Genomic DNA, 25,851 nt, shown 5'->3' with positions numbered 1-25,851 from the left:
TTTGTTATATTTTTGCGTTTTTATTAATTATATATAATTTTATTAATTAGCAAAAACTATTCTTGCAATTCTATCCAGATTAAAAATTATATAATCTATACTAAATCCTGTAAATTTCAATTTTACTTTCTCAGCATCGTTATCATAAGTTTCATAATATCTTAGTTCTCCTCGAACATCCATTTCACCAATTCTTCCAGCTATACCAAAGATTCTTTTATCAGGTATCAAATTCTTACCATCAGCAGTTTTCCTAGCTGTTGGAACTGAATTAACTCTAACACCAGTATATGTTACCAATCTACCAGTCTTATTAAATTCGTTTTTCATATCTTCACTTAAATATTTCTCTGCTCCATCTAATCTTGCTATTGGATCAGTATATTTAGTCAAACCAATCATAAATGGATTACCATCAACTGCCATATCTCTTAAATATCTAGTAAATTCATCCAAAGTAGCAATTGGCAAAGCCGAGCCAGCATCAAGATTCTGTTCTCCAGTTAATGAATTTAACGCATTATCAACACCCGTAAACAATCTATAATATTTTTCATTATCAAAAGATTCTGCTGCAAACTCACTCAATTTAGAAATAGATTTAAATCCATTTCTTCTTAAATCACTATAATTTAACTCTGTTTCTATCTGTAACTCAAAACTCTGAGGAGTATATATAGTTGGATCTATGTAGGATTTAGGTATATTACCTCCTCTTACAGCATCGTGTGCAACCAAAGTATTTTTTGGTAATCCAGTAAAAGCTTTTTCATCAAATTCACCAATAGTTCCCATCTTAAACATATCATTTAAGATAGACTCATCTGGATTAAAAACCACTGGTTCAATGGTTTCTTTGATATAATTGGCTACTACTGCATTGTTCTCTGAACTTCTTCCCTGTTTTCCAATTTCTCTAGCAAAGTTATCAATAACTTCTATAGCTTCACTATCTTCATTAGATAATGATATTTTGCCTTTCTTTGATTGCTCTAATTTTTCTGATAATGATATAACATTTTTCTTTTTTACTATCTCTGCAACTTCTGTATTATATAATTTCATTAATTTTCCCTCCTATTTTCAAATTTATGCTATTGTCTTTGGTTCAACTATTTCAAATGCCTGTAACTCATGACCAGCATCATTATATTCGCCAACATATTTATAGACAGTTGTCTTACCACTAATTGCTTTTACAAATTTACCTACATCATCACCTGTACCAGCCATTAAATAATCACCTTTTGCTACTTCTGCCATATTTATCTGATCAGTTGCCCATACACTACCAACTGCTGGTTTTACTAATATTCCAAGTGTACCTGCTGGTACTATATCTGCTTGATCAGTATAAGCTGATATCTCCATATCTGACTGATATCCCATTGGCTGAAAATCAAAATCTAACAAATAAGTTTCAGTTCCTACATCATCTGCTTTATCCGCACTTTCAGTCGTAAGATTCTTTACCATTAAAGAACCTCTTCTTGTTTCTTTACTAATTTTATAAATTCTAGTTATATTTTCTCCTTCTATTACATTCCTTAACATTTATATTGTCTCCCTTCTTTATTAATTATTTTTTACTAACATTGATTTTATTATATCTGTTGCTGTTAATAGACCTTCATCAGTATTAGTTAAATCTGTTTTTATATTTGATTTATTAGAAGTATCAGAAGTCTCTATTGATGGCTTCTCATCTAATTTAGCAATTACTCTTTCAGCAATTTCAGCTTTTATACCCTTTTCATCTACTTCTTCTATCATTTTCTTTATCTTCTCTGACTTTTCTAATTCATCTTCAGAAATATATCCACCTTTTGTTGCTAAGGTTTTTAATTCTTCCTGCTTTTTAAGTTTATCTTTTGCTTCTTTCTCAGCAACTAAAGTATCATGTTCTTCTTTAAAAGGTTTCAACTCGGCAATTTCTTTATCTTTATTAGTTATTTGTTCTCCAAGTTTCGCTATGGCTTCTGTCTTATCAGACAGCTCCTTATTTACAGTAGACAATTCTTTTTCCAGTTCATTAATTTTAGTTTCTTTTGTAGAAAGCATTTTAGCTGTATCATCCAAATTCATATTAATATTAACATGAGTCATTTCTGACAATAGTACAGATAATTTCTTTTCTACTCCTTCACTTAATGTAAGATTATCATTTCCATCAACTGTATATGTAAATACCATTAAATCATCTTCAGAAGCTTCAATGTCCTGACATATTACTTTTTTTTCTTCAGGATAAACACTCCATATTGAATAATATGGTTGACTATCCCATCCTCTTGGATTTAATTGCTCCGAAATTTTCTGATATAAATCATATATTGTGAGACTTGCAGTTACAATTTTTTTTGCTTTTGGCATTTTATTTATACTTCCTTTCTCTATATTATTATTTATTAAATTTAATAAACTCATTTTTGTTGATTGCACATATTTATCTTTTAATTTATTCTTTTTATTATCTTTACTTAATGCATTAGACAATTCCAAATCAATACCACATGAAGATATTTCCAATACTTCTGAAGTACCATCATAAGCTGGAGTAATACCATTTTTTACTGATCCTAAAATACAATTTCCCAAAAATATCCAATTATCGCTACTACGAGGATTGGGTATATTTTTATTAGTTGTATTATCCGATGTAGAACTAATCATTTGTATTTCCCATGAAGTACCAAGCTTATCAGATCCATTGCTACTTATAGCATCATCCATCCTTTTTTTTAACGTTTCATAATATATAGGAAATCTACTTTTCCATATCCTTGCTTTACCATAAATACAAGGCAAAACAACTTTTCTATTTGAAAACACCGGCATTACTTCATCATTTTGAATCCAAGCTTTTATATGAGTACCTATAGCTTGTGTACCAAATTGTACTCCATTCACTGTAAATGATACCCGATGTCCATCAAAATCGTCTGTATCAATATTATAATACGCAACTACAGGAGTATTGACTAAAGATTGGACACAATTATCTACTCCATCACTAGACAATAATCTTATACCATTTAAGTTATAATCATCTAAATAGCACAATCTAACGGTTATATCACAGAAATTATCATCTTCTGAAATTTCATAAGATACAATTTTACTTTGTAAATTCGTATTTATTTTGTTTTTTATTATGTTTTTCTCACTCGTAAGTGTCACCTACTTTCCTAGCCAAATTCAATACCATTGTCTTTTAAATATTTTATAGCTTGTTCTTGTGACATCTGGATTTGTTTATTGTTTTTATAAATATTAATTATATTGAAATTATCATCTATTTTTATTAATATAGAATTTTGACAATATGGACATTTTACTTTTAAGGTCTTCAAAATATCACCTCTTTTAAGTTACACCATCATCTTTCTTTCTCTGCTCATCATAATCTTGTCTATCTATATCTTCATCGTCATTTGGTCTTCCAATATTAGAATTATTATCAACATCTGTACCACTTGTTGTATAACTTGTAGGATGTGGTCTAAATACTTGTTCATATTCTAAATTATTTTCTTCTTTTCTTCTTCTAAATTCTTCATTAATATCAATACCCAAAAATTTATACGCTGTTTCATAACTACATCCCATAGTAGAAAACAAGAATTGTACTAAATCTTTCACTATATCTTGAGATAATTTTTCACTATCTAAAATTTTTATTTTTGGACATAATGAAATATCATATCCATTGTCAAGCAATAACCCTTTATACCATTTCTCCAAAATATCAGACAATTGTGCAGCAATCTTATTTATTAATTTCATTAATTCTGTAATACTAATTTGTGAAGTACCAACTTTATCAGAACTTAAAAAATTAATTCCTAATGCTGTCATTATATCTAGCCTACATTGTTTCTTTGTTGCCACATCATTTTGTTCTAATTTAGGTTCCACATATTCTACTGATTCAATCCAAGGTGCTCCAGTATAAACACATGGATTTGTTTTTAATGCTTCTATAATTTCACCATGAGAAAATGATACAGCCTCTAACCAATTCTTCACTCCACTTTGTTGGAGATCTGTTATTAATTCTTTTCTTATCTTTTGAAATATAATTTTTTTCCCCTTCGCTTGAATATTAATATTGTCTGATTTTTCTATTTCTTCAAGATATATAATAGATTTTAAAGTTTTAAATATCGGAGACAATCCATATTTTCTACCTAAATTATTTATTCTCATAACTCCTGTATTCTCTATATTTAATTTAGCATATTTTTCCTTATTTTTATAGGCATTATATATTTCTATAGGATAATTATTTTTTATTTCCTCATCTAAATTTTTATAAAATAAAGGAGTCCCTTTTCTTGTTTTTTTATAAACTTTTCTTAATCTATTTGTTAATTCAGTTATATTTATTAAAACACATGGTTCTGCTCCTGCTTTATAATCAGCAATTTCAGCCACTTTCAAAGGAAAATAATCTATTGTATATGTTTTATTTAAAGAATCTTTTCTCAAATTTAAAATATAATTACCTTCATCAAAACATATTGGTATGGATTCAATGATTAATTGCCTTAATCCTATTTTATTATTAAAATCCTCTATTAAATCTTTTATCTCCGAAAGTAATTCTTTATTATCATCTATTTTTTTTGGAAATATAAGTTCATAGTCTGAATTAATATTAGTACCTATAACTTCGTGAACCTTCCCTAATATGTCATTTTTATTAATAAAATATCTAATAATATTATTTATTTTAATAATATTGTTTATTTTACTTTGAGCATTATAAGCCAAATCGTCAATATCTTTTATTGTAAAATTTATTAAAGAACTGTCTTCATTAAAATATGAAGACATGTAATTTTTACTGTTATATTGATATACAGCTTTTTCAATAGCTTTTCTAGATAACTTTTCCGAAGTTATTACCGTTGTATCTTCATCAACTTCTGTAATTAAAGTCTCTTTTTTTTTTTCAGTTATAGCAAACCACCTACCTTATAATAATTTAGAAACTAATTCTGGAGACAAAAGAATGGATTTTGGATAAATCTAATTGATTTTTTTTATTTATTATATTTTCTCTTCTCAAATTATATAAAAAATGACTTAATAAAATAATTGTATAAAATCTATCATCATGTATAGTGCTTTCTTTATCTTTAGGAATCCTATAAGTTTTATTAGTATTCTCAGGATTTGTAATTTTATGGATAGCTGTTAATTCAATTTTTAACAGATCCATTTGCATTAATGCAGTTTCTTCTTCTCTACTTAATTTTTTATCATATAACTCTATTTCACCATTCTTTTTCTTTCTCTCTAATGTTATATATCCTTTTCCATTATATTCTTTAGGAAATTTCAATAGATCTAATTTCATTAATTCTATGAATTCTTCTACCATTTGAGTTCTATATTTTTTAGCACTAATCAAATGTAATTTATCACTTGTATTAGGATATCTACTAAAATACCCCTCATACCTTTCATCGTGTATATCTAAGAATCCTTTATGTGAAATCCCTTTTGAATCCTGCCATTCTTCTAATAAATTATCTCCAAAAGCCGAAATTCCTCCACCACCTGCTCCATCATCAAGGTTAATAGCTAATATATTTTCATAATCTGGAGCATTACCATTATAATTTAAAATTTGTTCTTTTAAAATTTTTATTTGTTCAGGAGATGATAATTTTATATTCTTATTACTAGTTTTATCAATTAAATTGATACAATTTACTATTTTACCATAATATCCAATATTTTTATCCTTGATTATCTTCATTATAGTAATAATTGAATTATCATTTATTCTAGCAGGATCAAAAGCTATAACATATTTTCCTCCTGCTCTATCACTACATACTTCTGGTAATAAAAAAGTCTCATTTCGTCTAATTTCTCCCCATTTTACAATCTGGTCTTCTCCTCCATCTTTTGTAAATTTATTGAAATATTCTCTAATTGCCTTTTCTTTATTTGATTTCATTGCACTATCTATTTTTGATTGTGTTAATAATGCCGTATATTTTTCACCATTCATTATGGGGTGTAAAGGTATTTCACATGGTATATCACAACAAAAATAATTATTATCCCCTAAGAACATTTGTTTTGCAAAGTCTTTATAATGTCTAAAAAAAGTAGTATCAACATCACTAGCAGAAGACGCATATATTAATTGTGTAGGACATTTTTTCCTTTTAGCTTTTACATCATAATTCTTTTTTGTTGAAGTTGAAAAATTAGAATTTTGAGTCGCAAATGCTTCCATAATACTTATAGCTTCTTCCGACATGAAACCACTTTCATCAAAAAATACAAGTGAACTTCTCTTACTTCTGTTATTGTCTGGTTTCCCATTCAAACTAGTTATTTCTGATCCATTATAAAAAGATACATGGAATCCCGATTGAGCATGAATAAATCCTGTTGAATTAGATTTCGTTATAACTATTTCTTTAGAAGCTATCTTTTTTAATGAATCTATAGATGCTGAAGTTTTACCTACTTTTAATACAATTTCTTCTATTTTTGTGAATAATTCTTTACTTTGGTCACCGACTGGAGCAGCTATATATATACTTTGGTCTTCATATAATAATGCTTTTAAAAGTATTATTATTGCACCCATAAATGATTTACCTGCGTTCAGTTACGGCTACAACACCAAAGACACATTGGTTTGTTCCAAGATTCTTGCAATATGTATTTCTGAAAATCTAAAAGTTCTATTCCTAATAAATCTTCACAAGCAATACATGGATTTCTCCTCCAATATTTTATTATTTTAGAATTTGCAGAATATAGTTTTATTTTTCTTGAACTTAATGTTGCTTTAGCTCTAATAGCCATATATATAACCACCCCCTTATGTGAAATATTCAATTATTCATATTGTAAATAATCTTTTTGCGTTCCTTCAAAGTTTGCTATCCCCAATTTAATAATTTTATTAATTTTAAAATATGATCCTGTCCAACCCATGAAGTCATTCATTATCAAGATTATTCCATCCTCTCTATTTGCCAATTCATCTCATGATTGAAATCACGAGTGTTCTTGTCAATTTCTTAAAACCTGCATTTTAACATGTAGTTGCCTGTTTTCTTCTTCTAAATCCATTACTTTATCTTGTAATTCTTTTATTCGTTTCCTTTGACTAAAAAACATCTCATTAACATCATTTTCATCAAATTGTAATTGTTCCAATATACTTTTATTTGAAATATCTGCACAAACCTTCATGCCATAAGCTTTGTTTTGATCATAATAATCTTGTTCTGCATTTTCAAACCCTTTTTCTCTATATTCTTTCATCTTAGATGTTAATTCAGATTCGCCGGTCTTCTTATCCGATCTGTTTTTAACTGATATACCATTTTCTTTTGCTAATTTATCTGTTGTCTCAGATATGGCTTTTACTATATTTGTAAGTTTTTTTAATTCTTCTGCATTTTTTAAAATACCATCAGTAATTAATTTATTTTTTTGTATATTTATATTCCTAATTTGGCTGTTATTATCTACTATCTGTATTATTTGACTTAAAAGATAACTATCTTCTAATGTCTCTTCATTTAAATAAGGTAATAATTCATTATATAAAAATTTCTGATCCGCTTTAGAATATTGGCAAAATAAATCATATCCAATTAATTCGACAACTTCACTTTTTACTTTTTCATCTTTTCTAGTAAATATATTAGTATTATCGATATCCTTATTATTTATATTTAGTGGAACATTTTCTTCTTTATAATCATCACTATCAGAGAACCGTAATTCTGTATATGCATTAAATGAAATATCTTTTAAATATGTACCTAAATCAAATCCTCCTTCAGAATTCAATAGCTTTAAATAAACATCTTTAATAAATGGTTTGTTTAAAAATTTTAATACATACATTAAACCATTTATATTAATTTGATTATCAGAACCCATACAAAGTTCTTTTAAGCAGCCTTTACAAATAGGAGCATATCCTCCGCACATCTCATTGTTATGAATAGGGTTATTTGATTTATAAAAATTATATGCGTTTCTAACCAACAATCTATGACCACAACTTGTACCTTGGCATTGAATCTTAGGTTTTTCTCGATTTATTTTTTTAGGCATTATATCACTTCCCTTGTGCTTTACAATTTATTAATGATATGCTAAGCTTTTTCGTTGACAACTTTATACTCTACATTATCTCTTATCTCATTATTCTCTCTAAAAATTTTAAATTTATTTGCCAAAATACAATCTACGTTTTCCTTTATACTGATTTCTTTATCATTATCTATTATCATTACTACTTTATATTTCCCATTCATTTTTCTCCTCTTTCCTCTGAAACATTCCTTATTTCTTTCTTGACTTTTATTAATTATAGTATTATAGTATAATTAATGGTTTTTTTAAATTTCTTAAGAATAAATTAAAGTATTTATACTTTAATTTTGATTTTCTATCATATTAGTAACTCCGTCAGCCAATTCTTGTGCAATTTGCAATCTATCCAGCATAACCCCAACATAATAACCTTCCGCAAATAGTTCTGTTAATAATTCTCTCTTTTTATCTTCATCGGTAACATAATATGATATATCCAAATACCGATCTACAATCTCATTAGAAGCAATCTCATATTGCTTAGTAAGATTATAACCTTTTATATCCTCTGAATTATCATTACTCATATCTTCAATAGAAGATTTATCAAATATTTTCATTTTTTCATCTTTATTACTCAAAATATAAGCTTTATTAATTATACGATCTTTGTAATCGCTTAATTTTTTAATATCATCTTCTTCTAATAAACAATAATTACATTTTTTGTTGGTTGATTTTATATCTTTATCTGTTATTACGAAATCTATATTATCTTCACCTATATTTAACAATATATCATTCACAAATGATTCCGCACCTATTATTAAAATATATTGTTTTTTATTCAAATTAAACACTTTTTTACAAAATTCCATTTCACTCTCATAATCTTGAAATTTCTTTAATTCAGCCTTCATAATCAACACCTGCTTTTTCTGAATTTAGATTAATATTATAAGTACACTCCCGCCAATCATCATTATTAAAAATTATTAATTTTTGTGATGGCTTAGAAGTTCTTCTAATATTCTTAGCATATTCATCCACTCCAGACAAACTGCTGTTTACTACAACATCTACATCATGATATTCATTTTCTTCATGATGATGAGTATGTCCCAAACAAACCATAGAAGGAATAATCTTTAACATTAGAGTTAAATTAGGTACAACATCTTTTACTTTATCTTTATCACCATGTACTCCAAAAACATATTTACCACAGATATTTGCAATAACTATACCTTCATCAACTTTGTTATCGACAAATTCTATATTATTAATATCTTTTAACCTTGCTTTTAAATACCAAGGAATTAAAAACATAAAATTCTCATCCATTAAGGATTCTTGTTTATTTGGCATAAGTCTATCATGATTTCCAACAGTATTATAAAAATATATTTTTGGAAAATTTTCTGATAACTTTAATAAGAAATTACTTAATAATTCAGCTCCTAATTGTGTTTGTTGAATTACATTCTCAGTATTTGTTATTCTTGCTGTTATATGAATAAATCCATTTATCAAATCACCCAATGAAAAAATATGTAATTTATTAATTCTATGTAATTTACCATATTCTATTACTTTATTTAATAATTTATTTACCCTTTTATATAAAACATCTTTATTAAATTCATTCCAATAATTACTACAGAATAGCCCTACATGCCAATCAGACGTTAAAAGTAATCCTTCTTTATACTGATCAGGATAATAATGTATTACCTTTATTTGTTCTAATGGTGTTATATCTTTTATTGATTTCTGTATTTCGCCATAAAAATGTTCTGCTCTACTCCATTTTCGTACAATATTTCTTAACTCTCTTTTTTGATCTTGATATTTAATTTTTTCTTTTTTCAATTCGATCATCTTTAGATCTATTTCATTTAATTTATTTTGTATATTCTTATCAATACAATCTGATTTATTGGGAAGTTTTCCCTGTTTACGTAATTCCCGTTTAATAAATTGACGTACATTCTCGCCTGAATTATCAAATAAATTCGGATATTTATCTGATATTTCTTGCCACGATAACTCTATTTCACGATTACGTTTTTTTATGCCTAAATTAAAAATCTCTTTTAAATCTTTATCCATAATATATACCTCTTTATCATATATTTACTTTATTTTGAAATTATATTTTGTTCTCCACACTTATTACAATATATACTCCTAACAACTTGTTTTCCTGCATGTGTTGTTTCTATGTCTTCTTCTCTAAGTTCGATTTGATCTCCGCAGTTAAAACATTTTATGAATTTTTTCTTACGTTTCCTGCCCATGTTTTTCAGTGTCAATTCTATTACAATCCTTTCAAATAAAATTTCAATTTTATTAATTTATTTTCTTATCTAAAGAAAATCTATTAAACCATCTAATATTTTTCCTTTATATTCTTCCATTTTTATATAATTCCTTCCTTTTTTAATACTTTTTGTTCTAATTCCCTTCTATTAATCCATTCTAAAACAAAATTATAATCATACCATTCCCCACTAATATTTAAATATGAACTAAACACTCTATGATAATATGCTTCAGTATCTCTACTTGCACCATCAATCACATATAATAATTCCAATTTATATGGACATCCTGTCTGAAGCTGTTTGAGTCTTTTACTAGGATCATTCTTTGTATATCCAATTTTAATACCCATCCTATTACATCCTATGAAATAAACTTTACCATTTTTCACTAAATCACTCCAAAAAAAGAGTAGAAAATTAATTCTACTCTTCTAAAATTATTTATTTTATAATCACTCTCTTTTTACCATTTAATACATCTTTACTCCAATTGAATGGAATAATATCTTTTAATGCTTCTTCCGAACTAACATATATATGCTTTTTATTATTTAATTTATTAATATTTAATTTTCTCATTATATTCCCTTCAGAATTTTCCAATAGAACTTAGAATTTATATACTTATTTATTTTATGTATTCTAACTTTTTGGTATATCCCTTATTTCTCAATTCTTCATTGATCTTTAATTTTAAAATATCATACTTTGCTTCACAGGTAGCTTCTATGATATTTTTTCTTTGCTGAAAATCCATATTTGCAATTAACAAAGAACTATTTAATATTTGCAACTCATATAATGCTTTATTTATTTCAATTCTTAGATGTTCTCTAGTATTAATATCATTAAATGATAGAAATTCTTTTATACTCTTTGCACTTTGACCTATCAAAGCGATATTAAGCATATCAGCCTCTTTAGCAAATACATAAGGATTTATTTTTGCTCCTGGATAATTACGGGTATACCAACCAGCTATGTATTCCCTCATTTCATTATATCCTGCTTTTTCTGGCTCCCTAACCACTAAATGTTCAGTCATACCTTTTACAGCTTTTTCCATCAAAATAAAATAGTTTCTTGCCTCATGAGCATTTATTGTTCTAGCTTGCATTGTCAGATGTTTAGCAAATTCAATAGATACCTCAAAATCCATTGTTGGTCTACCTCCAAGAGAGTTTTCGACTTCATGTCGAATACCTACCCAATCCACATTTTCTTTAAAAAACTCATTCTTAATAATATTTTTTGTGTACCATCTTGCCCACTGTGTTTTATTTAATCCAATTTGTTCATATAATCTCCTTACACTTTTAATTTTAGTAGCACCATTCTCTAACATTTCTGGAAATATCCTTTGTGCTTTCATTACCAATTCTGTTTCTTCTTCATTAAATCCAAGTACCTCATTTAAAAATCTTTTACTAAATTTCTGTGACATTAATATATTACCTCCATGTAATTTATTAGCGTATAATATTCTTATACACTTATTGCAGAATCCAAAATATTTAACGCATAATAGAACCTACCCTTTTTACGGATAAGCTCTATATACGCTAAATATGGAGCATGGAGTCTCCAATAAGTGTATAAATAAGGCTCAAGGCTTCAAAAGTTTCTTGAGCACGATCTTTTCTCATTTTTATTAATTTTATTTGACAAATTTATTCTTCATATCAATCCTCAAGACTCAAATATTTCTTTTTCCTCATGATTATCATCAAAATATTCTCTTACTTTACTTCTATATTCTGGATTTAGTATCATTTTTCCAATTTCATAATCACCTTTATCAATTTTCGCCAACTTATCAAAACATTTTTTATTAAGTTCTTTTCTTTCTTCAACAGTTAATTTACTATATCCAGTTTTTTCTTCATGCTTCTTAGCCATTTCTAATAATCTTTTAGATGGCATAATATCCACTCCTTAATTTTGTACTTAAATTATTGGATGGGCGGTGTATCCATCATCTCAGGTACTCTTTCAAGTGCGTCGGGAACCATTTCCGACCTCAATAATCCTATAATATTTTTAATATTAAATTTAAGAAGAAAATTTGTATTCCGCAGATTCCAAATTTTCTTCTAATGACTGATTTTTCTGTTGTCCGCCAACGGTTAGTACATTCGTCTAACAAGAATTTTTTAAAAAACTTCGGATTGATATAGTGTCAGTCACACTCATTTTTAAGTATTTATACCAAACATGTACCACACTGATCACAATATTTACTATTGGATTTACACATCTTACCGCAAGTAGGGCATTGATTCTTTGTTTTCACTGTGACACCACCAACCGTTACCGCCCATCTATATTATTTACACTATATCCAACTTACAAATATTTATATTTTCTTCTTTTAACTGTTCTTTTAATAATTGATATACACCCAAACCAAGCCCTCTAATATCAATAAAATATGTCAAATCTACATTGTTTCCATATTTATGTACTAAGTTATTATTATACGTTTTTACTATATTACCAATAGTAGACATAGTGACATCTCTCAATACTAAATAACCATCTCCAAAAATAGATGTTTTCATTCCTTTTTTCGTTTGATAAACATCAATATAAACATATAAAGGTGTTGTTGCTGCATCATTACAACAACTTATCACACCATTTGTAATTCTTATACCTTTCTCATTCATATTCATTTCTCCTCTTCATTTTATTTATTATCTACACTCTGTATTTTTCAAACTGACTTGTGACAGTCTTTGGTTACATTATAGATAAATATCAGGAAATTAATCCCAATTATTTAAACATTCTTCTAATTCTTTTTGCGTTAATTTAATTGTTATAATCATATATCTCACCTCTTTTATTAAAAAATAAAGATAGATGCTCCAACATAGGAGTCATCTTCTCAATATCACATAGTTTTGGTTATCACCCATAGTCACTACCCTATTTCCCCAATTAACATAATAGAGGTTATTCATTATTTGTTCAGGTTTTCCACCCATTTCAATCTTCGTGCTATTTCACCCAATGTATATTGTACTCATTACTTCAACTATAAGCTATGAGACTCAGGTTACAGACAAACTTCTTCAAGGCTCACGCCACTTGCCATCATATATAATCCTCTGAACCACTTCTGAATTATATACTATCCAACTTGTCTTGACATACCTTGGGTAGGTTTCTGCCTATCTCTCATATAGAACGATTGGTATGGTTCACCATTTTTTGAATATCTTCTTTCGATTTCCCTATCTAAGTTGTAGTAGACATAAAGTTCTTATCAAACTCCATAAATATAGCATCTTAGAACGATATTTATTTCATCATTGGCAGGGGTTCAAGGCTTCGATCCCTGAGCACTGATTTTGGAGATCAGTATGCTACCAATTACACCAAACCCCCCGAATTAATAAATATAGAGTAGGTGAGGATTCGCACCCCACATGATAAGCCCCAACTTTTTAGACTTTCGGAATTCCTTTCCCATAACGGTACTTGCTTATCTTCTCCGCCAGTGTTTACTGGTATCCATGCCCTCTCCCTGCATATTTTATTTATGCAGTTGGATATTCTATTCCACCACTACTCTATCGCCCGCAAAACACGAGCCCCAGATAGCTAACTCACATCCAAATACGGATATTTTCACTATCATAACACCATTAGGTGTATTATATACCGGTTACGCCTCAACGTCCCGGTGGTCTCTTTGTACCATAGGTACATGAGCAATAAAATATTAGTTTTATAGAGGTGAATACACCTCTGACTCGTAAAGAGTTAGTACTAATTATTGTAGTTGGTTTTACGCTTTTTGGACTACCCTTCTACCCATATATTATTGTATTAAGGGTAAATATTTACAACTAGTATTTAATATTTACCCTGCTCTATTATGCTTAGAGCCAATACAAGGAATCTATTCTCACTTATATTCACATTTTTCTCTGTAATGGAAATGGGTTTAAAGTCTCCATTCCGACCTATTTAATACTAGTTAATCCCTTGTACTTCGGGATAGATAATAACCAGCAATCACCACAAAATTAAAGGAATTTGCAACCCGCCAATTCTCTTTGAGCATTATTAAAAGGCTTGAAAAGGCTCATCGGAGGCCAGCTTTTATTTATAGTGTTGACCTAGCCAGTAACACTATTTACCTGGGGGAGAGGCAAATATTAAAAATACATAATTGTTAATTTACATACCCTCATTTTTAAAACCTTCTTTGTCTAAAATAACAAACTCAATGAGGCTAAATCAGGGAGGATTTGCAATAGTAGAAGCATTGATCCAATTTAAAAACGCCCTAATTTAAGTTTTTTTATTGTGGCAGTATTAAACTACTATTTTCTTTGTATAATCCACAAAAGGTTTGTAATTAAGCGCAGCTATACTGCTTTGTCCTATTTAAGTGTCACTGAATGACATTGTTATTATAATTAGATTTAGACTTTTAAAGACTTCTAATTGTCTACAACATTTTATGTTGGTTGTCAGCCTGGCATATCATATAGACATGCAATTAAAATTTACTTTTTATCTTGTTTTATTAATTTTATCATTCTGTCTCTATCTCTATTTTCTTTTTCGGTTCTTTATCTAATATCAAAGTAATAAAAGTCAATCCATTCCTACTCTTTACTTTTATTTTATTTATTTTATTCATAATACCATTAGCAATCGGAAGTTCCATTGACGTATTATATGTATCTTCCTCTATTTTTGTTTCACCTTGTACCTTTAATCCCCATTCTGTTTGTTCAATATTCAAATCAGAAGGTTCAATTCCCAACGTCTTTATTGTACAAATATAATCTCCATTCTCATTTTTCTTCCAATTCGTTGGATAAAGATCTTTTACCGAACTGTTAAAAATCAAATGTCTTGGCTTACCAAAAATTCCTTCTACCATTTCATCAAAATCATCATTAAAATTGCTTAAAAAACTTGTCATAAAAAATTCCTCCTTAAAAATTTAAAAATATTTATTAAAAGCAGAGAACCTGCCAATAATCCAAAAAACTAGGCAAATTGTAATACAATATCATTATCATACACTGTATGATCTATACATATTTCTTCATTTTCGGGTGAAGAATTTAAATCTCTATTACTAATTATTAATTTTCTTTTATCTAAATCTTTAGGCATAGAATATACTCTAATAATTTCACCATTTAAATCTAATATACTACTATGTCCGATATATCTTTTGAATCCACTTAATTGACTTATCTTATGATAAGCATATGTACCACATCTAAATGTTACATTATCCGAATCTAAATCGACAACATATTTATATAAAACGTATTTTACATCACCCAAATATATATTTGAAACCATTGGTGTATAAATCATAATATTATTATTCTCATTTACTATTCTTTTTATAATAAAAATATCATTTCTAGCATTTAAATCAGATATTTTTACAACATCATCAATATGTGATGCTTGTATATACTTTCCGTTTCCTACATATATTCCTACATGTTCTGGCTTAGTAATAGTATTCGATCCACCTTTAAAAAATATTAAATCTCCAATTTTAATATTTACAGTAATTCTATCATACCCTACTGTTAAACCAATTTTACACTGTTCATATGTGGTTCTAGGTATGCTTATTCCCACTTGTTGATACACATATTGTACCAATCCTGAACAGTCAAATCCTATATCAGGTGACTCACCACCCCACATATAAGATATCCCCAAACATTTTTTCGCTTCTTCTACAATTTTTTCATTTAAATTTTTCACTAATAACCTCTCCTTACTACTGGTCGAATTCATCGCACCATAATTATTTTTTAATATTTTTACTAATTTGGCAGGGAATAATGGATTTGAACCATCAGTCTCCAGAGTCAAAGTCTGTTGCTTTACCAAGTTAAGCTAATTCCCTATAAAAATATGTGATAGAATCTCCTAGCCAAAACTAGGTAAGTAATATAATGTAATATTTTGCATATTGTAATACCTATCTTTTATTAATTTTATATTAATCATATAATCTACTATTCATTACCCATCGCACTTCTACCTACAAGACTTTGGACTTGCCATTGGTGATTTAATATCAAGGAGTATCAGTTACTCCTCTGAAAATACTTTATTTCTTCCTTACAAGTATTATATTACTATTATTTATTTCACTTGTCAATACTTTTTTATTAATTTCACATAAAATCTGTATTTTAACCTCATTCGTTTTCTAATTCTGTTGTCTCTTCACAATCTTTATATCCAGTTAAAAATGCTTTTTTAGTTGCTGTTTTTATCTGCCTTGCTAGCTCTTCATTGATAAATGGATGAACCAATCCTTCGCCAGATAATACACTGTCTATGTATTCATCTATAGCTTCATTATGTGCTTTTCCAATATACATTTATATCACCTACTCTTCTGGAGGTATAACGCAATCCTGTGACACATTAATTGACAATCCCTCATAGCTAATAAATTTATCTAGTTCCTTTGATAAATTATATATTTTACTATCATCTTTATTTATTTCTTCAACTATATATTCACCTTTATCATTTTTACTCAATGTAGCTTTACTAAAGCTTATTTTATTTGTACTTTTTGCCATTTATATAAAACCTACCTTTTATTAATTTTATTTTAAAAATCAGCAAATATTTTACTTGCATCCGATCTTACATCCTCATCCAACACTACAATTCCAACTAAAGGATTCCCTTTCGCATATTGGATGAATTGTGAAAGACCATTATTATGTACATATTTAGTTTCTGCCTGCTTCCAATCTCCTGTAAATACAATGCAAGAATCTTTCCCTACTCTAGTACCAACCAATTTAAATAAATCTTTATCTAAATCTTCACATTCATCTATTAACATAAAAGTACTATTAAAACTTGTACCTTTGAGATAATAGGGTATTTGACATTCTATTTGCCCTTTTGTTAGCATATCTTGCATTTGGTATTCTCCACCATCAAGATTTTGTTCTATAGGTGCATAAAATTCTTTTATTTTATCTTGCTTATCACCTTTAATAAAACCAATCTCTTGGCCTGATCCCACAGGATTTCTTACCAATAGCATTTTTGTATATGTACCCTTGTCTAATATATGATATAATCCTAATTTTACTGCAAGCTTGGTCTTGCCGGAGCCGTACGTTCCAGCTATAATTTTAATTGGAATGTCTTTATTCATTAACAAATCCAAAGCACATCTTTGTTTTACATTCCATCCTTTTATAACGTTGCTTGATGGTAATTTTAATCTTTCTAATTTATTATTATAATATTTATATTCTATATATTTATCTGTATCCGTATTATATATAATTAAATACTCATTTTGAAATAAATCTAATTTGTTTGAACCTTGCAAATAGCCATCTATAATATCATTGACATAATTTGTGTCTCCTGATAATTCAATATATCCTTTATAATTCTCATTTTCTTCTTTATTAATTTTATCAGTATGTAATTTAAATATATTTTTAGCAATATTATAATTACAAGTATCATTTGTGACATATATTAATTGATCATTTAGCTCTAAATTTTTTATATATGCACATGTTACTATTAAATTATCATTCGTTTCTGGTAATCTATAAGTATGTAACATATTGTAAGCTTCATCTTTTACTATTATACACTCATATTTATTATCATTATCTCTTAAGAACCTACTTACACATCTTGCTTTATATCTTACATCTTCCGTTTTATTCTTAGATGTTTTTATATTTTCTAATTCATTTAAAACTACACTACTTGTATAGAAAAAATTTATTTTATCTAACTCATCACTTAATTCTAACAAAGTATTTGTATCATAAAATTTGACTTTACCATCATCCATAGTTTGCCCGCCCATCTATAATAATATCATGAGCAGAGAGAATAAAATATGTATGATGACACTCTGCCCATTTATTAATTATCTTATAAAATATGTATTATTCACCTTTTACTATGTTTTTGAATTCTTTTCCTATGATTTTTTATATATTCTTTTAATTGCTCTTCGGTATTGTTATAGTTTCCATATATATTATGGAAACTGCCTTTTTGATTAGGATTATGACATTTTTTACACAACGTAATTCCATTATTTATATCAAATCTTAAATTTTCATGATCTGAAAAATTCTCAATATGATGTGCTTCTAAATTGTTACTAAGACTATTTTTACAACATTGGCAAGTATAATTATCACGCTCAAATACTAATCGTCTCCAATTTATATATTCATCAGAATGTCTTATAGACTCATTTATTGGAGTAATACCACCTTTCCAACTTGGATGCCCTTCTTTTCTTTGCAATTCATGTTGACAATAGAAACACATTCTTTTATTTAAAATCATTCTAAAACTTTTGTATTGTATAATGTTTTTGTGTTTTTTGCAAATACATTTCATAGGTTTATCTATAGTTGTATATTTATTTTCTAATAATATAAAACCTTGTTGTAAATAATCCCTCTTCACTTCATCGTATGTATATATTACATGTGTGCAATTATAACAATAATACTTATCATTGTTAAGTTTTTTATATATTTTCCAACTAATAAATTTAGTACAATCACAATTAGGGTTATCACATTGAACTTGTACTTTTGCATTACTCCCTTTGCTTAAGTCTTCAACTTTAACATCAAATTCATCACCATTTTTTGTCCATTTATAACCTTTTGATTCATACCATCTTTTATTGTTTGGATTCCATTTCATTTTTACAATTTTACTTATTAATATATTTACTCACCTTTTACTTTTATCTTAAATTCTTTACCAGCTTTAAATACAGGAACCGTAGACTCTGGTATCATTCTTTTTTCTGTATCTCCTGCTTTACCTGGGTGTAATGGGACTTCTCTTGCTGCTCTTTTCCTCGGCTCAAATGTACCAAATCCAACTAACTGAACCTTTTCACCAGAAGCTACAAATTCCTCTACAGATTCTATAAATCCCTTCAAAGCCAATTCAGAATCCTTCTTAGTCAATCCTGTCTTCTCTGCTATCTTTGTTATTACTTCATTCTTATTTGCCATTTTATTTCTCCTTTTCCCTTAACAGTTTTACTGGTTTACTGATAACCAAATTTATTTATTATTTATATTTATTAATTTTGTTTTGACTTTTTTAATTTTTTATATTTTTTACACATTGCTATTTCTGCATTCTCACAACATGATTGTTGCTTACAGTCATTCATGCATTTTTGACACTTTTTAGGTATGTATAAAATTTCTTTTCTCCTCATTTAAATTTCATCTCTAAATCCTCCGACATTTATTTATTTTGTTTATTCCCCTAAAAGACTCATCTTGTTAATTGCCCTGTATCCTACTAAAATCAATACCTAAGCACACTTTTTTTAAAATAAAAATATTATCGAATCCTCTTCAACCCTAGTGATACCAACGGTTTGTGGGGTATTTCTATTTCAAACACTTTCACTACTTTCTCTCTTTTTACGCCTGTTCTCTATAGTTTTTTGTATATTGATTTCCCTGGCGCACTGCGGACAATATTTCTGCTTCGGACTCTTGTGTTCTATTCTCTTTTTGCACTTCTTACATAACTTAGTTCCTTTTAAATTATGTTTTAAATTCATATAAATTGTTTTACCAAAACAAGCCCATAATGTAGTTTTAAATCTAGTATTTTTCTCATTATATAAATACTTTACCAAAACATCTGTAACATATCTTTCTGCAATTAAACTTTTTTCTTCTTCAAAAATAACTTTGTCATCTTCAAAATTATTTCTTAATTCTTGTATTCCTATAGTTATTAATTTTTCTTTTATTTCTTTATATAAATAAATAATATTACTATCTTCAATATCTTTACTTTCCTTCTTATTCATAAAGAAAGGTTTCTTTTTATCTAATTTATTATACATATTAATAATATTAGAATTTAATTCTATTTTATTATCATACATTAGTTTTTTATAATTAAATTTACTTATTCCTAACTTTTTAAATGTAATATTTGAATTGGGAATAATATTTTCCAACTTATCCATAGTATTATTGGTAATTTGTTCAACTTGACTTTTATTTTTATCTTTGGCATATATAAAAAAATGTGGAACTTTCTTTGATGTATATTTTTTTATTATCTTGTCTATTTTCTTAGGTCTAACAGGTTTATATAATGTTTTAGCATAATCTATAGTAAAATTGTTTTCCATACATAACCATTTAATAACTTTTAATTTTTCTTCTAAATCACCATCATTACTATTCCAAATTTTAGTAATATTATTGCTAATCATACCAATATTTCCACCCTTATATGCCGAAATCAATCCTTTATAAATAGTATTTGAATTAATTTTTGTAGGTTCAGCCTTTTTCATATCATAATATAATGGTACAATATTATTATTTTCAATATTTCTTTTTGCTACTTCTATTATTGTACTATCAGCACACACAAGACTTTTATCACCATCTACATCAAACATAAGTATTTTACTTATTAAATCATGGCAACTAGTATATAAAGCATTTGTAGTAAACCATTCAGATATTTTCTCATTTACAATGTTTTTTCTAACTGCATGTTCCATATATAGATGAGGCGACCGTAAACAATCTAATTCTTTATATTCCTTAAATATTTTACAGGAAACCTCCCCATTTTCTAGCAATCCTTTAGGATTCTTGTCTCCTAAAAACAAATTTTCACAAAAAGCATATAAATCAGGTGCTATAAATGTATATGTACCATTTATTATTATACGCCCTGCTCTCCCCTGTTTTACAATACTTTTCTTTATATCTCTTATAACTTCTTTACAATAATTATCTTGTAACATCTCAGGGTATATTTTTAAACTTTTTTGAAGAAAATTCTTATTTTCTCTATATGTAGAAACCCCTAAAACTCTTAGCATTGTATCCATATTTGATCCTATGTCTTTTATATCTTTAATTGTTCGATTACTTATATTTATAAGTTCTTCATCTTTCATGTCTATTAATGTCTGTAACATTTGATAATTTATTTTTGCTTTATCAAAATTATCCTCTTCTTCATTACATTTTCCTGCTTGACAATGATATTTAATAAACTTTGTCTGATACTCAGACCATGAAGAATAATATTTATACATTTTAAACTGACTTTTTGTAAAAATTATTTGTATGTTTTCTTTTATAATATCATGTTCTTGTCCATAAATATCTACAACTGTACTATGTGTTACATCAGGATCTTCTTTGTCTGCTTTTTTAATAAATTTATCAAAAGGAAAACTGATAAGTAGTCCCTTTACCCAAGGTAATCTAATCATCATATTTTTTTTACTAAAAGATGGCAATATCATACCACATCCATCAGTATGAGGTACAGGAATTTTAATATTTTTTCTACGTTCTATTTCGTAATTTTTATCATTTATAAAATCAACCGTACCTTCAACATCTGTTTCCATATCTGAAACAACAATAGTTTTATTAATATCAAAATTTTCTATTATATCAGTAGCTGAATTATTCAATGCAGTATACGCTAAATACTTATTTACATTTATACCACCCTTAGCATTTATATGCTCAAGAGTCAAACCACAAGTTATAGTATTAGAATATTTTTTTAATAAATTCTCTTTTATATATACTGTTTTTTTCTTTCTTATCTGTCCTGCACTTGCAGTTAAACATATGTATTTTTCTCCATTATATATAAATCCATTCTTCACAATATCTTTTAGTACATCAAAAAAATATGCAGTTACAATTATTAAATCTGTAGATAAACTATCTATAGGTATATTCAAAACTCTTGTTAATGTTGATTCAAAGATAGAAACTATATTGTATTTATTAATTTTTTCTTGTCGTAAAATTCTAATATCCTTATTTTGATTAAATAAATCCTCCAATTCTTTTTTTCTTACTTTTATTCTCTTATTATTACGAGTATAATACCTTTTTACTTTATTTAAATATAACTTATTTTTTTCTTTTGCCGAACGCTTAATTATAGATTTTAATAATCTTTTATATGTGTACAACTTACTCAGTTTCTTATATAATTGAACTTCCTCTTTATTATAAAACGCACCAGTATCTATACTATATATATGTATTTGTTTATCTAAAGCTATGATAATTACCCCCTAATTTTGTTAATTTTCCAAATATTTAAAAATTTTATTTTTTAAAAGTTTCCTTAGTTCAAATTGTATATCAGTCTTCAAACATATTTCTTTTAAATTACTGAATTTATAATTATATATTTTATATCCTAGCTGTTTAATAATATCAATAGAGTCCTTGTCATTGTTAATTAAACAACTCGGTTTTTCCTTGCCATGACCACAACAACATCCTTTTGTTATAACTCTATTATCCACCAAAAATTTTATTTCTTTACCTATGCAAATATCTGTCATTATTGTCTCTTTATCAAAAATTTTTTGCTGCTTCTCATTTAATTGTATAACATATAAATCTATTTCTGGACTTCCAGCACATAAATTACATATTAAATTCTCCAAATTCTTAATCTCCTCTTATATAATTATTTATTTTTATTAATTTGTTTTCTCTAAAACCAATAGACAGTTAGAATCTGGCAATTGAATTTTGTTAAGATCATTATCAAAAAATTCTATTCTATCAATTAAATTATTCGCATATCCCTGTTGGAGATAAGTATCAAATTTAATTATTTTTAGTTTTTCTCCAAATAATTTTTTTATGAAAGATTTATATCTAGACTTGCTGAAATACCCATACTGTTCTTGTACTTCACAAGCATAAGATTCATATCCCCATGTATATGTATATAAAAATTCCATTGCATCATTTTTATAAGTGGTTATTGTATTATTAGTATCATCAGATAAATAAAAAATTCGTCTTCCTTTGAAATCTTTCACATATTGCTTAAAAAAAGATATTCCATCTCTATCTAAAAATTTAATTTTTACTAAACTATTATTTTCTCACATAATCCCATCTCTAATGATAATCCTACCATTCGGTTTTAATATTTGATATGCTATACTAAATATATATCTTATGGTATCATAATTGAACTTTTTATTTTGCCATTCTGTATAAGAAAATAATTCATGAATTACTGAACAAAATATTAAGGTGTCTATACTATTTTCCTTAAAATATTGATTTAAATATAATCCATTACCCTTAAACACATTCCACGAATGTCTCTGAATTTCTTTCTTTAACTTTAATGTATTTATAACCCTATCGGAAATATCTATACCTGTTAAATTACAGTTATAATTACTTTCTATTAAATTTAAATTGATTCCACTTCCGCAACCAACTTCTACTATATTTTTTCCACACAGATATTTTAATATTTTTTGTTTATCATTTCTCCCAGATTCTTCATTTAAAAATTTCTGTTTCTCATCAAATACATTCATATCTCATATGCTCTCTTTCTATTCTTATCTAACTTACTTATATTTATCATACCTACACCCCTAAAAACCCGATTTTAAGAATCAAGGAATACCAACGTTTTTGGATACCGTATTTTCACAAATTTGCGATTTAAGCCCCTTGAAATTCTAAAGAGGTATAGTTGTATACCTAAAAATTTAAATGCCTTAAATCGGCTCTATGAAGGTTAAATTTTTAAAGTATATATATTTATATATACTTTTTTTATCATTGTAATGATAATTTCTTTTCCAATTCTCTCACTTTAGCTGACAAATATTTATTCTCAGTTCTTACTATGTCGTTTTCCTTATTGACTTCTGCTACCTTCTTTTTTATGTTTTTATATGTATTATTTATCATCTCATCCATATTAATTTTGTTCTCTTGTTCTTCTTTGTATATCTTCATTCTTTTATTAATATTATTAAGTTTGTTTGTTAATATTTGATTTTGTTGTTTTATCATTGTATTTGTAAAGTTTAATTTATTATTATTATCTATTAATTGCTTGATTTTACCTTGAATCATTAAACATAAGCTTGTCCCTCCCTCTCTCTTCTTATCTTTTATATGTAATACTTTAGCTATGCGTTCTAATTCTGTTGACATTTATTAATTTCTCCTCTCTTTTTATTTTTTATCTATTAATTTTATATTATTTTCCTCTCTCTCTATTCCATCTCTATATTCTATGTCCTGCGGAGGTGTGGAACAAGCAGCAAGATACATTTGTAGCGTAGCGTTAAGCAAATGTATCTCTGTTCCACCATTTAACCCTTTTTATTATACGACTACTATTTTTATTAATTACGTATTATCGTAGACTGTCATAAGAATTAAGAGGAGGAAATAGATTAATATGCCCATAAACATAGTAATAATCAACATTCTTTTAATATTTTAATGGTCGTGTTTTGTTGCTAAAATGCCATTTTTGGTCACTTTTTGTGGGAGGCTAATAAATATACACGTTTCAAGCCATCCGTCTTGTGAAAATATTTAGATATCTTTGCAAATATCAAATAAAACAAATAAATATTTTAAATCATTAACAACTCTATTTCTGTAAGCAAATAAAGGATTAACTAAAATAATACTAGATTTATATTCAGGTTGATCTTGCAAAGTCATGAATAAACTATATCCATAAAATTTTATACCATAAAAATAATATTTAAATCTACCAATATTTTTCTTATTATAACCCACGATATTAATAATATCTTCTATATGTAATATATCTATTTTTTCTTTGCATGTTTCTTTGATATTGTTACATAATACATTATACTTCCAATTGATATAAGGAATTAATTTATAAGCCATGGCTAATTTCTTAGGTCTTTTATAATTACTTTTATATAATTCTCTAGTAGCATTTATATAAATTCTAGTATAATTTTCTAATTTGTTACCCGTTATACTTTTATAATTAATTTCTTTCCCTCTCCAAAAGTAATATATATTTATTTTATACTTATCATTTATTTCTGTTAGCAAATTATTTGATATAATATTATTAAAAAATTTTTTGAATGCAGTATCCCCCATTTTTAATAAATTTTGCATTTCTTTTTTAGTAATATAAGTTTTATTATTATCTAAAATCAAATATCCATTACTTTTAGTGAATGTCCCTAGATATATGTATCTAACTAAATCATTGTCTGATAAAATCTCTTCTAGTTCATTTACTGATTTATATAGGAAGAATATAAAATTTCCCATATATGCTGATTGTATTGTCTTAAATTCTTCAAACTCTTTAGATCTTCTTATCCCCTCTTTTTTCCGTTTTACATCTTCTATCTCATCAATATTAAAATTTTCATTTATTATTTCTCCTGTATCATTATCAATAACTGTACATTTCTTACTCATTTTTAATTATCTCCTTATTTTTATTAATTTTACTATCACTAAAAATATGAATATTTTCCTTACAACATTATATTATCATATTCTATATGAAATGTCAACATATTTTATTAATT

29 protein-coding genes and 2 tRNA genes are annotated in these 25,851 nt (G+C 27.0%); all 31 read right to left on the bottom strand.

All coding sequences use genetic code 11. The features are described 5' to 3' along the window. Positions 1-42 precede the first annotated feature (42 nt). Positions 43-1,065, bottom strand: a complete 1,023-nt coding sequence (locus ACFHWD_RS04040) for a hypothetical protein (RefSeq protein ID WP_378060624.1) — start codon at positions 1,063-1,065, stop codon at positions 43-45. A gap of 24 nt (positions 1,066-1,089) precedes the next feature. Beyond that, complete coding sequence (locus tag ACFHWD_RS04035; RefSeq protein WP_378060622.1) at positions 1,090-1,554, bottom strand: hypothetical protein; 465 nt, start codon at positions 1,552-1,554, stop codon at positions 1,090-1,092. A 21-nt stretch (positions 1,555-1,575) separates the two neighbouring features. Continuing rightward, a complete protein-coding gene (locus tag ACFHWD_RS04030) occupies positions 1,576-3,180 on the bottom strand; it encodes a hypothetical protein (RefSeq protein WP_378060620.1) in 1,605 nt (534 codons plus the stop codon). A gap of 8 nt (positions 3,181-3,188) precedes the next feature. After that, positions 3,189-3,353: a hypothetical protein gene (locus ACFHWD_RS04025; RefSeq protein ID WP_378060618.1), complete on the bottom strand. Its 165-nt coding sequence runs from the start codon at positions 3,351-3,353 to the stop codon at positions 3,189-3,191. Between the two features lie 13 nt (positions 3,354-3,366). Next, positions 3,367-4,839: a hypothetical protein gene (locus tag ACFHWD_RS04020; RefSeq protein ID WP_378060616.1), complete on the bottom strand. Its 1,473-nt coding sequence runs from the start codon at positions 4,837-4,839 to the stop codon at positions 3,367-3,369. A 151-nt stretch (positions 4,840-4,990) separates the two neighbouring features. Next, positions 4,991-6,619, bottom strand: a complete 1,629-nt coding sequence (locus ACFHWD_RS04015; protein WP_378060614.1) for a hypothetical protein — start codon at positions 6,617-6,619, stop codon at positions 4,991-4,993. Positions 6,620-6,636: 17 nt separating this feature from the next. Further along, positions 6,637-6,840: a hypothetical protein gene (locus tag ACFHWD_RS04010; protein ID WP_378060612.1), complete on the bottom strand. Its 204-nt coding sequence runs from the start codon at positions 6,838-6,840 to the stop codon at positions 6,637-6,639. Between the two features lie 210 nt (positions 6,841-7,050). Beyond that, positions 7,051-8,109, bottom strand: coding sequence for a hypothetical protein (locus ACFHWD_RS04005; protein WP_378060610.1), 1,059 nt, complete (start codon positions 8,107-8,109; stop codon positions 7,051-7,053). Between the two features lie 41 nt (positions 8,110-8,150). Then, complete coding sequence (locus tag ACFHWD_RS04000; protein ID WP_378060608.1) at positions 8,151-8,312, bottom strand: hypothetical protein; 162 nt, start codon at positions 8,310-8,312, stop codon at positions 8,151-8,153. Positions 8,313-8,432: 120 nt separating this feature from the next. Next, entirely contained in the window at positions 8,433-9,011 is a 579-nt protein-coding gene (locus ACFHWD_RS03995; RefSeq protein WP_378060606.1) for a hypothetical protein, read from the bottom strand. Beyond that, positions 9,001-10,203 (bottom strand): hypothetical protein, encoded by a 1,203-nt coding sequence (locus tag ACFHWD_RS03990; RefSeq protein ID WP_378060604.1) that lies wholly within the window; start codon positions 10,201-10,203, stop codon positions 9,001-9,003. Before ACFHWD_RS03990 ends, ACFHWD_RS03995 begins: the two co-directional genes overlap by 11 nt. Positions 10,204-10,513: 310 nt before the next feature. Further along, positions 10,514-10,807, bottom strand: a complete 294-nt coding sequence (locus ACFHWD_RS03985) for a GIY-YIG nuclease family protein (protein WP_378060602.1) — start codon at positions 10,805-10,807, stop codon at positions 10,514-10,516. Between the two features lie 52 nt (positions 10,808-10,859). Next, positions 10,860-10,997, bottom strand: a complete 138-nt coding sequence (locus ACFHWD_RS03980) for a hypothetical protein (RefSeq protein ID WP_378060600.1) — start codon at positions 10,995-10,997, stop codon at positions 10,860-10,862. Positions 10,998-11,046: 49 nt separating this feature from the next. After that, positions 11,047-11,862: an antA/AntB antirepressor family protein gene (locus ACFHWD_RS03975; RefSeq protein WP_378060599.1), complete on the bottom strand. Its 816-nt coding sequence runs from the start codon at positions 11,860-11,862 to the stop codon at positions 11,047-11,049. A gap of 245 nt (positions 11,863-12,107) precedes the next feature. Next, complete coding sequence (locus tag ACFHWD_RS03970) at positions 12,108-12,341, bottom strand: hypothetical protein (RefSeq protein ID WP_378060598.1); 234 nt, start codon at positions 12,339-12,341, stop codon at positions 12,108-12,110. Between the two features lie 407 nt (positions 12,342-12,748). After that, positions 12,749-13,087, bottom strand: coding sequence for a hypothetical protein (locus ACFHWD_RS03965; RefSeq protein WP_378060596.1), 339 nt, complete (start codon positions 13,085-13,087; stop codon positions 12,749-12,751). Positions 13,088-13,736: 649 nt separating this feature from the next. Beyond that, positions 13,737-13,811 (bottom strand) — tRNA-Trp (locus ACFHWD_RS03960). 1,159 nt (positions 13,812-14,970) lie between these two features. After that, positions 14,971-15,366, bottom strand: coding sequence for a hypothetical protein (locus tag ACFHWD_RS03955; protein WP_378060594.1), 396 nt, complete (start codon positions 15,364-15,366; stop codon positions 14,971-14,973). 68 nt (positions 15,367-15,434) lie between these two features. After that, the gene (locus ACFHWD_RS03950) at positions 15,435-16,178 is read right to left on the bottom strand and encodes a C40 family peptidase (protein ID WP_378060592.1); all 744 of its coding nucleotides are present in this window, start codon (positions 16,176-16,178) and stop codon (positions 15,435-15,437) included. Positions 16,179-16,246: 68 nt separating this feature from the next. Next, a tRNA-Gln gene (locus ACFHWD_RS03945) sits at positions 16,247-16,323 on the bottom strand. A 298-nt stretch (positions 16,324-16,621) separates the two neighbouring features. Further along, positions 16,622-16,807, bottom strand: coding sequence for a hypothetical protein (locus ACFHWD_RS03940; RefSeq protein ID WP_378060590.1), 186 nt, complete (start codon positions 16,805-16,807; stop codon positions 16,622-16,624). 9 nt (positions 16,808-16,816) lie between these two features. Further along, a complete protein-coding gene (locus tag ACFHWD_RS03935) occupies positions 16,817-17,014 on the bottom strand; it encodes a hypothetical protein (RefSeq protein ID WP_378060588.1) in 198 nt (65 codons plus the stop codon). Positions 17,015-17,046: 32 nt separating this feature from the next. Continuing rightward, on the bottom strand, positions 17,047-18,270 hold the full coding sequence (locus tag ACFHWD_RS03930; protein ID WP_378060586.1) for a PhoH family protein: 1,224 nt from the start codon (positions 18,268-18,270) through the stop codon (positions 17,047-17,049). A 101-nt stretch (positions 18,271-18,371) separates the two neighbouring features. Continuing rightward, positions 18,372-19,148: an HNH endonuclease gene (locus ACFHWD_RS03925; RefSeq protein WP_378060584.1), complete on the bottom strand. Its 777-nt coding sequence runs from the start codon at positions 19,146-19,148 to the stop codon at positions 18,372-18,374. 26 nt (positions 19,149-19,174) lie between these two features. Further along, complete coding sequence (locus ACFHWD_RS03920) at positions 19,175-19,468, bottom strand: HU family DNA-binding protein (RefSeq protein ID WP_378060581.1); 294 nt, start codon at positions 19,466-19,468, stop codon at positions 19,175-19,177. A gap of 395 nt (positions 19,469-19,863) precedes the next feature. Then, complete coding sequence (locus ACFHWD_RS03915) at positions 19,864-22,449, bottom strand: hypothetical protein (protein ID WP_378060579.1); 2,586 nt, start codon at positions 22,447-22,449, stop codon at positions 19,864-19,866. A 114-nt stretch (positions 22,450-22,563) separates the two neighbouring features. After that, positions 22,564-22,935, bottom strand: coding sequence for a hypothetical protein (locus tag ACFHWD_RS03910; protein ID WP_378060577.1), 372 nt, complete (start codon positions 22,933-22,935; stop codon positions 22,564-22,566). Between the two features lie 36 nt (positions 22,936-22,971). Beyond that, positions 22,972-23,319 (bottom strand): hypothetical protein, encoded by a 348-nt coding sequence (locus tag ACFHWD_RS03905; protein WP_378060575.1) that lies wholly within the window; start codon positions 23,317-23,319, stop codon positions 22,972-22,974. A 66-nt stretch (positions 23,320-23,385) separates the two neighbouring features. Then, complete coding sequence (locus tag ACFHWD_RS03900; RefSeq protein ID WP_378060573.1) at positions 23,386-23,835, bottom strand: methyltransferase domain-containing protein; 450 nt, start codon at positions 23,833-23,835, stop codon at positions 23,386-23,388. A 247-nt stretch (positions 23,836-24,082) separates the two neighbouring features. After that, positions 24,083-24,466: a hypothetical protein gene (locus ACFHWD_RS03895; protein ID WP_378060571.1), complete on the bottom strand. Its 384-nt coding sequence runs from the start codon at positions 24,464-24,466 to the stop codon at positions 24,083-24,085. 390 nt (positions 24,467-24,856) lie between these two features. Next, positions 24,857-25,738, bottom strand: a complete 882-nt coding sequence (locus ACFHWD_RS03890) for a hypothetical protein (protein ID WP_378060569.1) — start codon at positions 25,736-25,738, stop codon at positions 24,857-24,859. Positions 25,739-25,851: the final 113 nt, after the last annotated feature.

The organism is Clostridium sp. MT-14, assembly GCF_042436595.1.
GTDB classification, from domain to species: Bacteria; Bacillota; Clostridia; order Clostridiales; family Clostridiaceae; genus Clostridium_B; species Clostridium_B aromativorans.
Note: the sequence above shows the minus strand (reverse complement) of the source record. Positions and strands in the feature narration are given on the sequence as shown.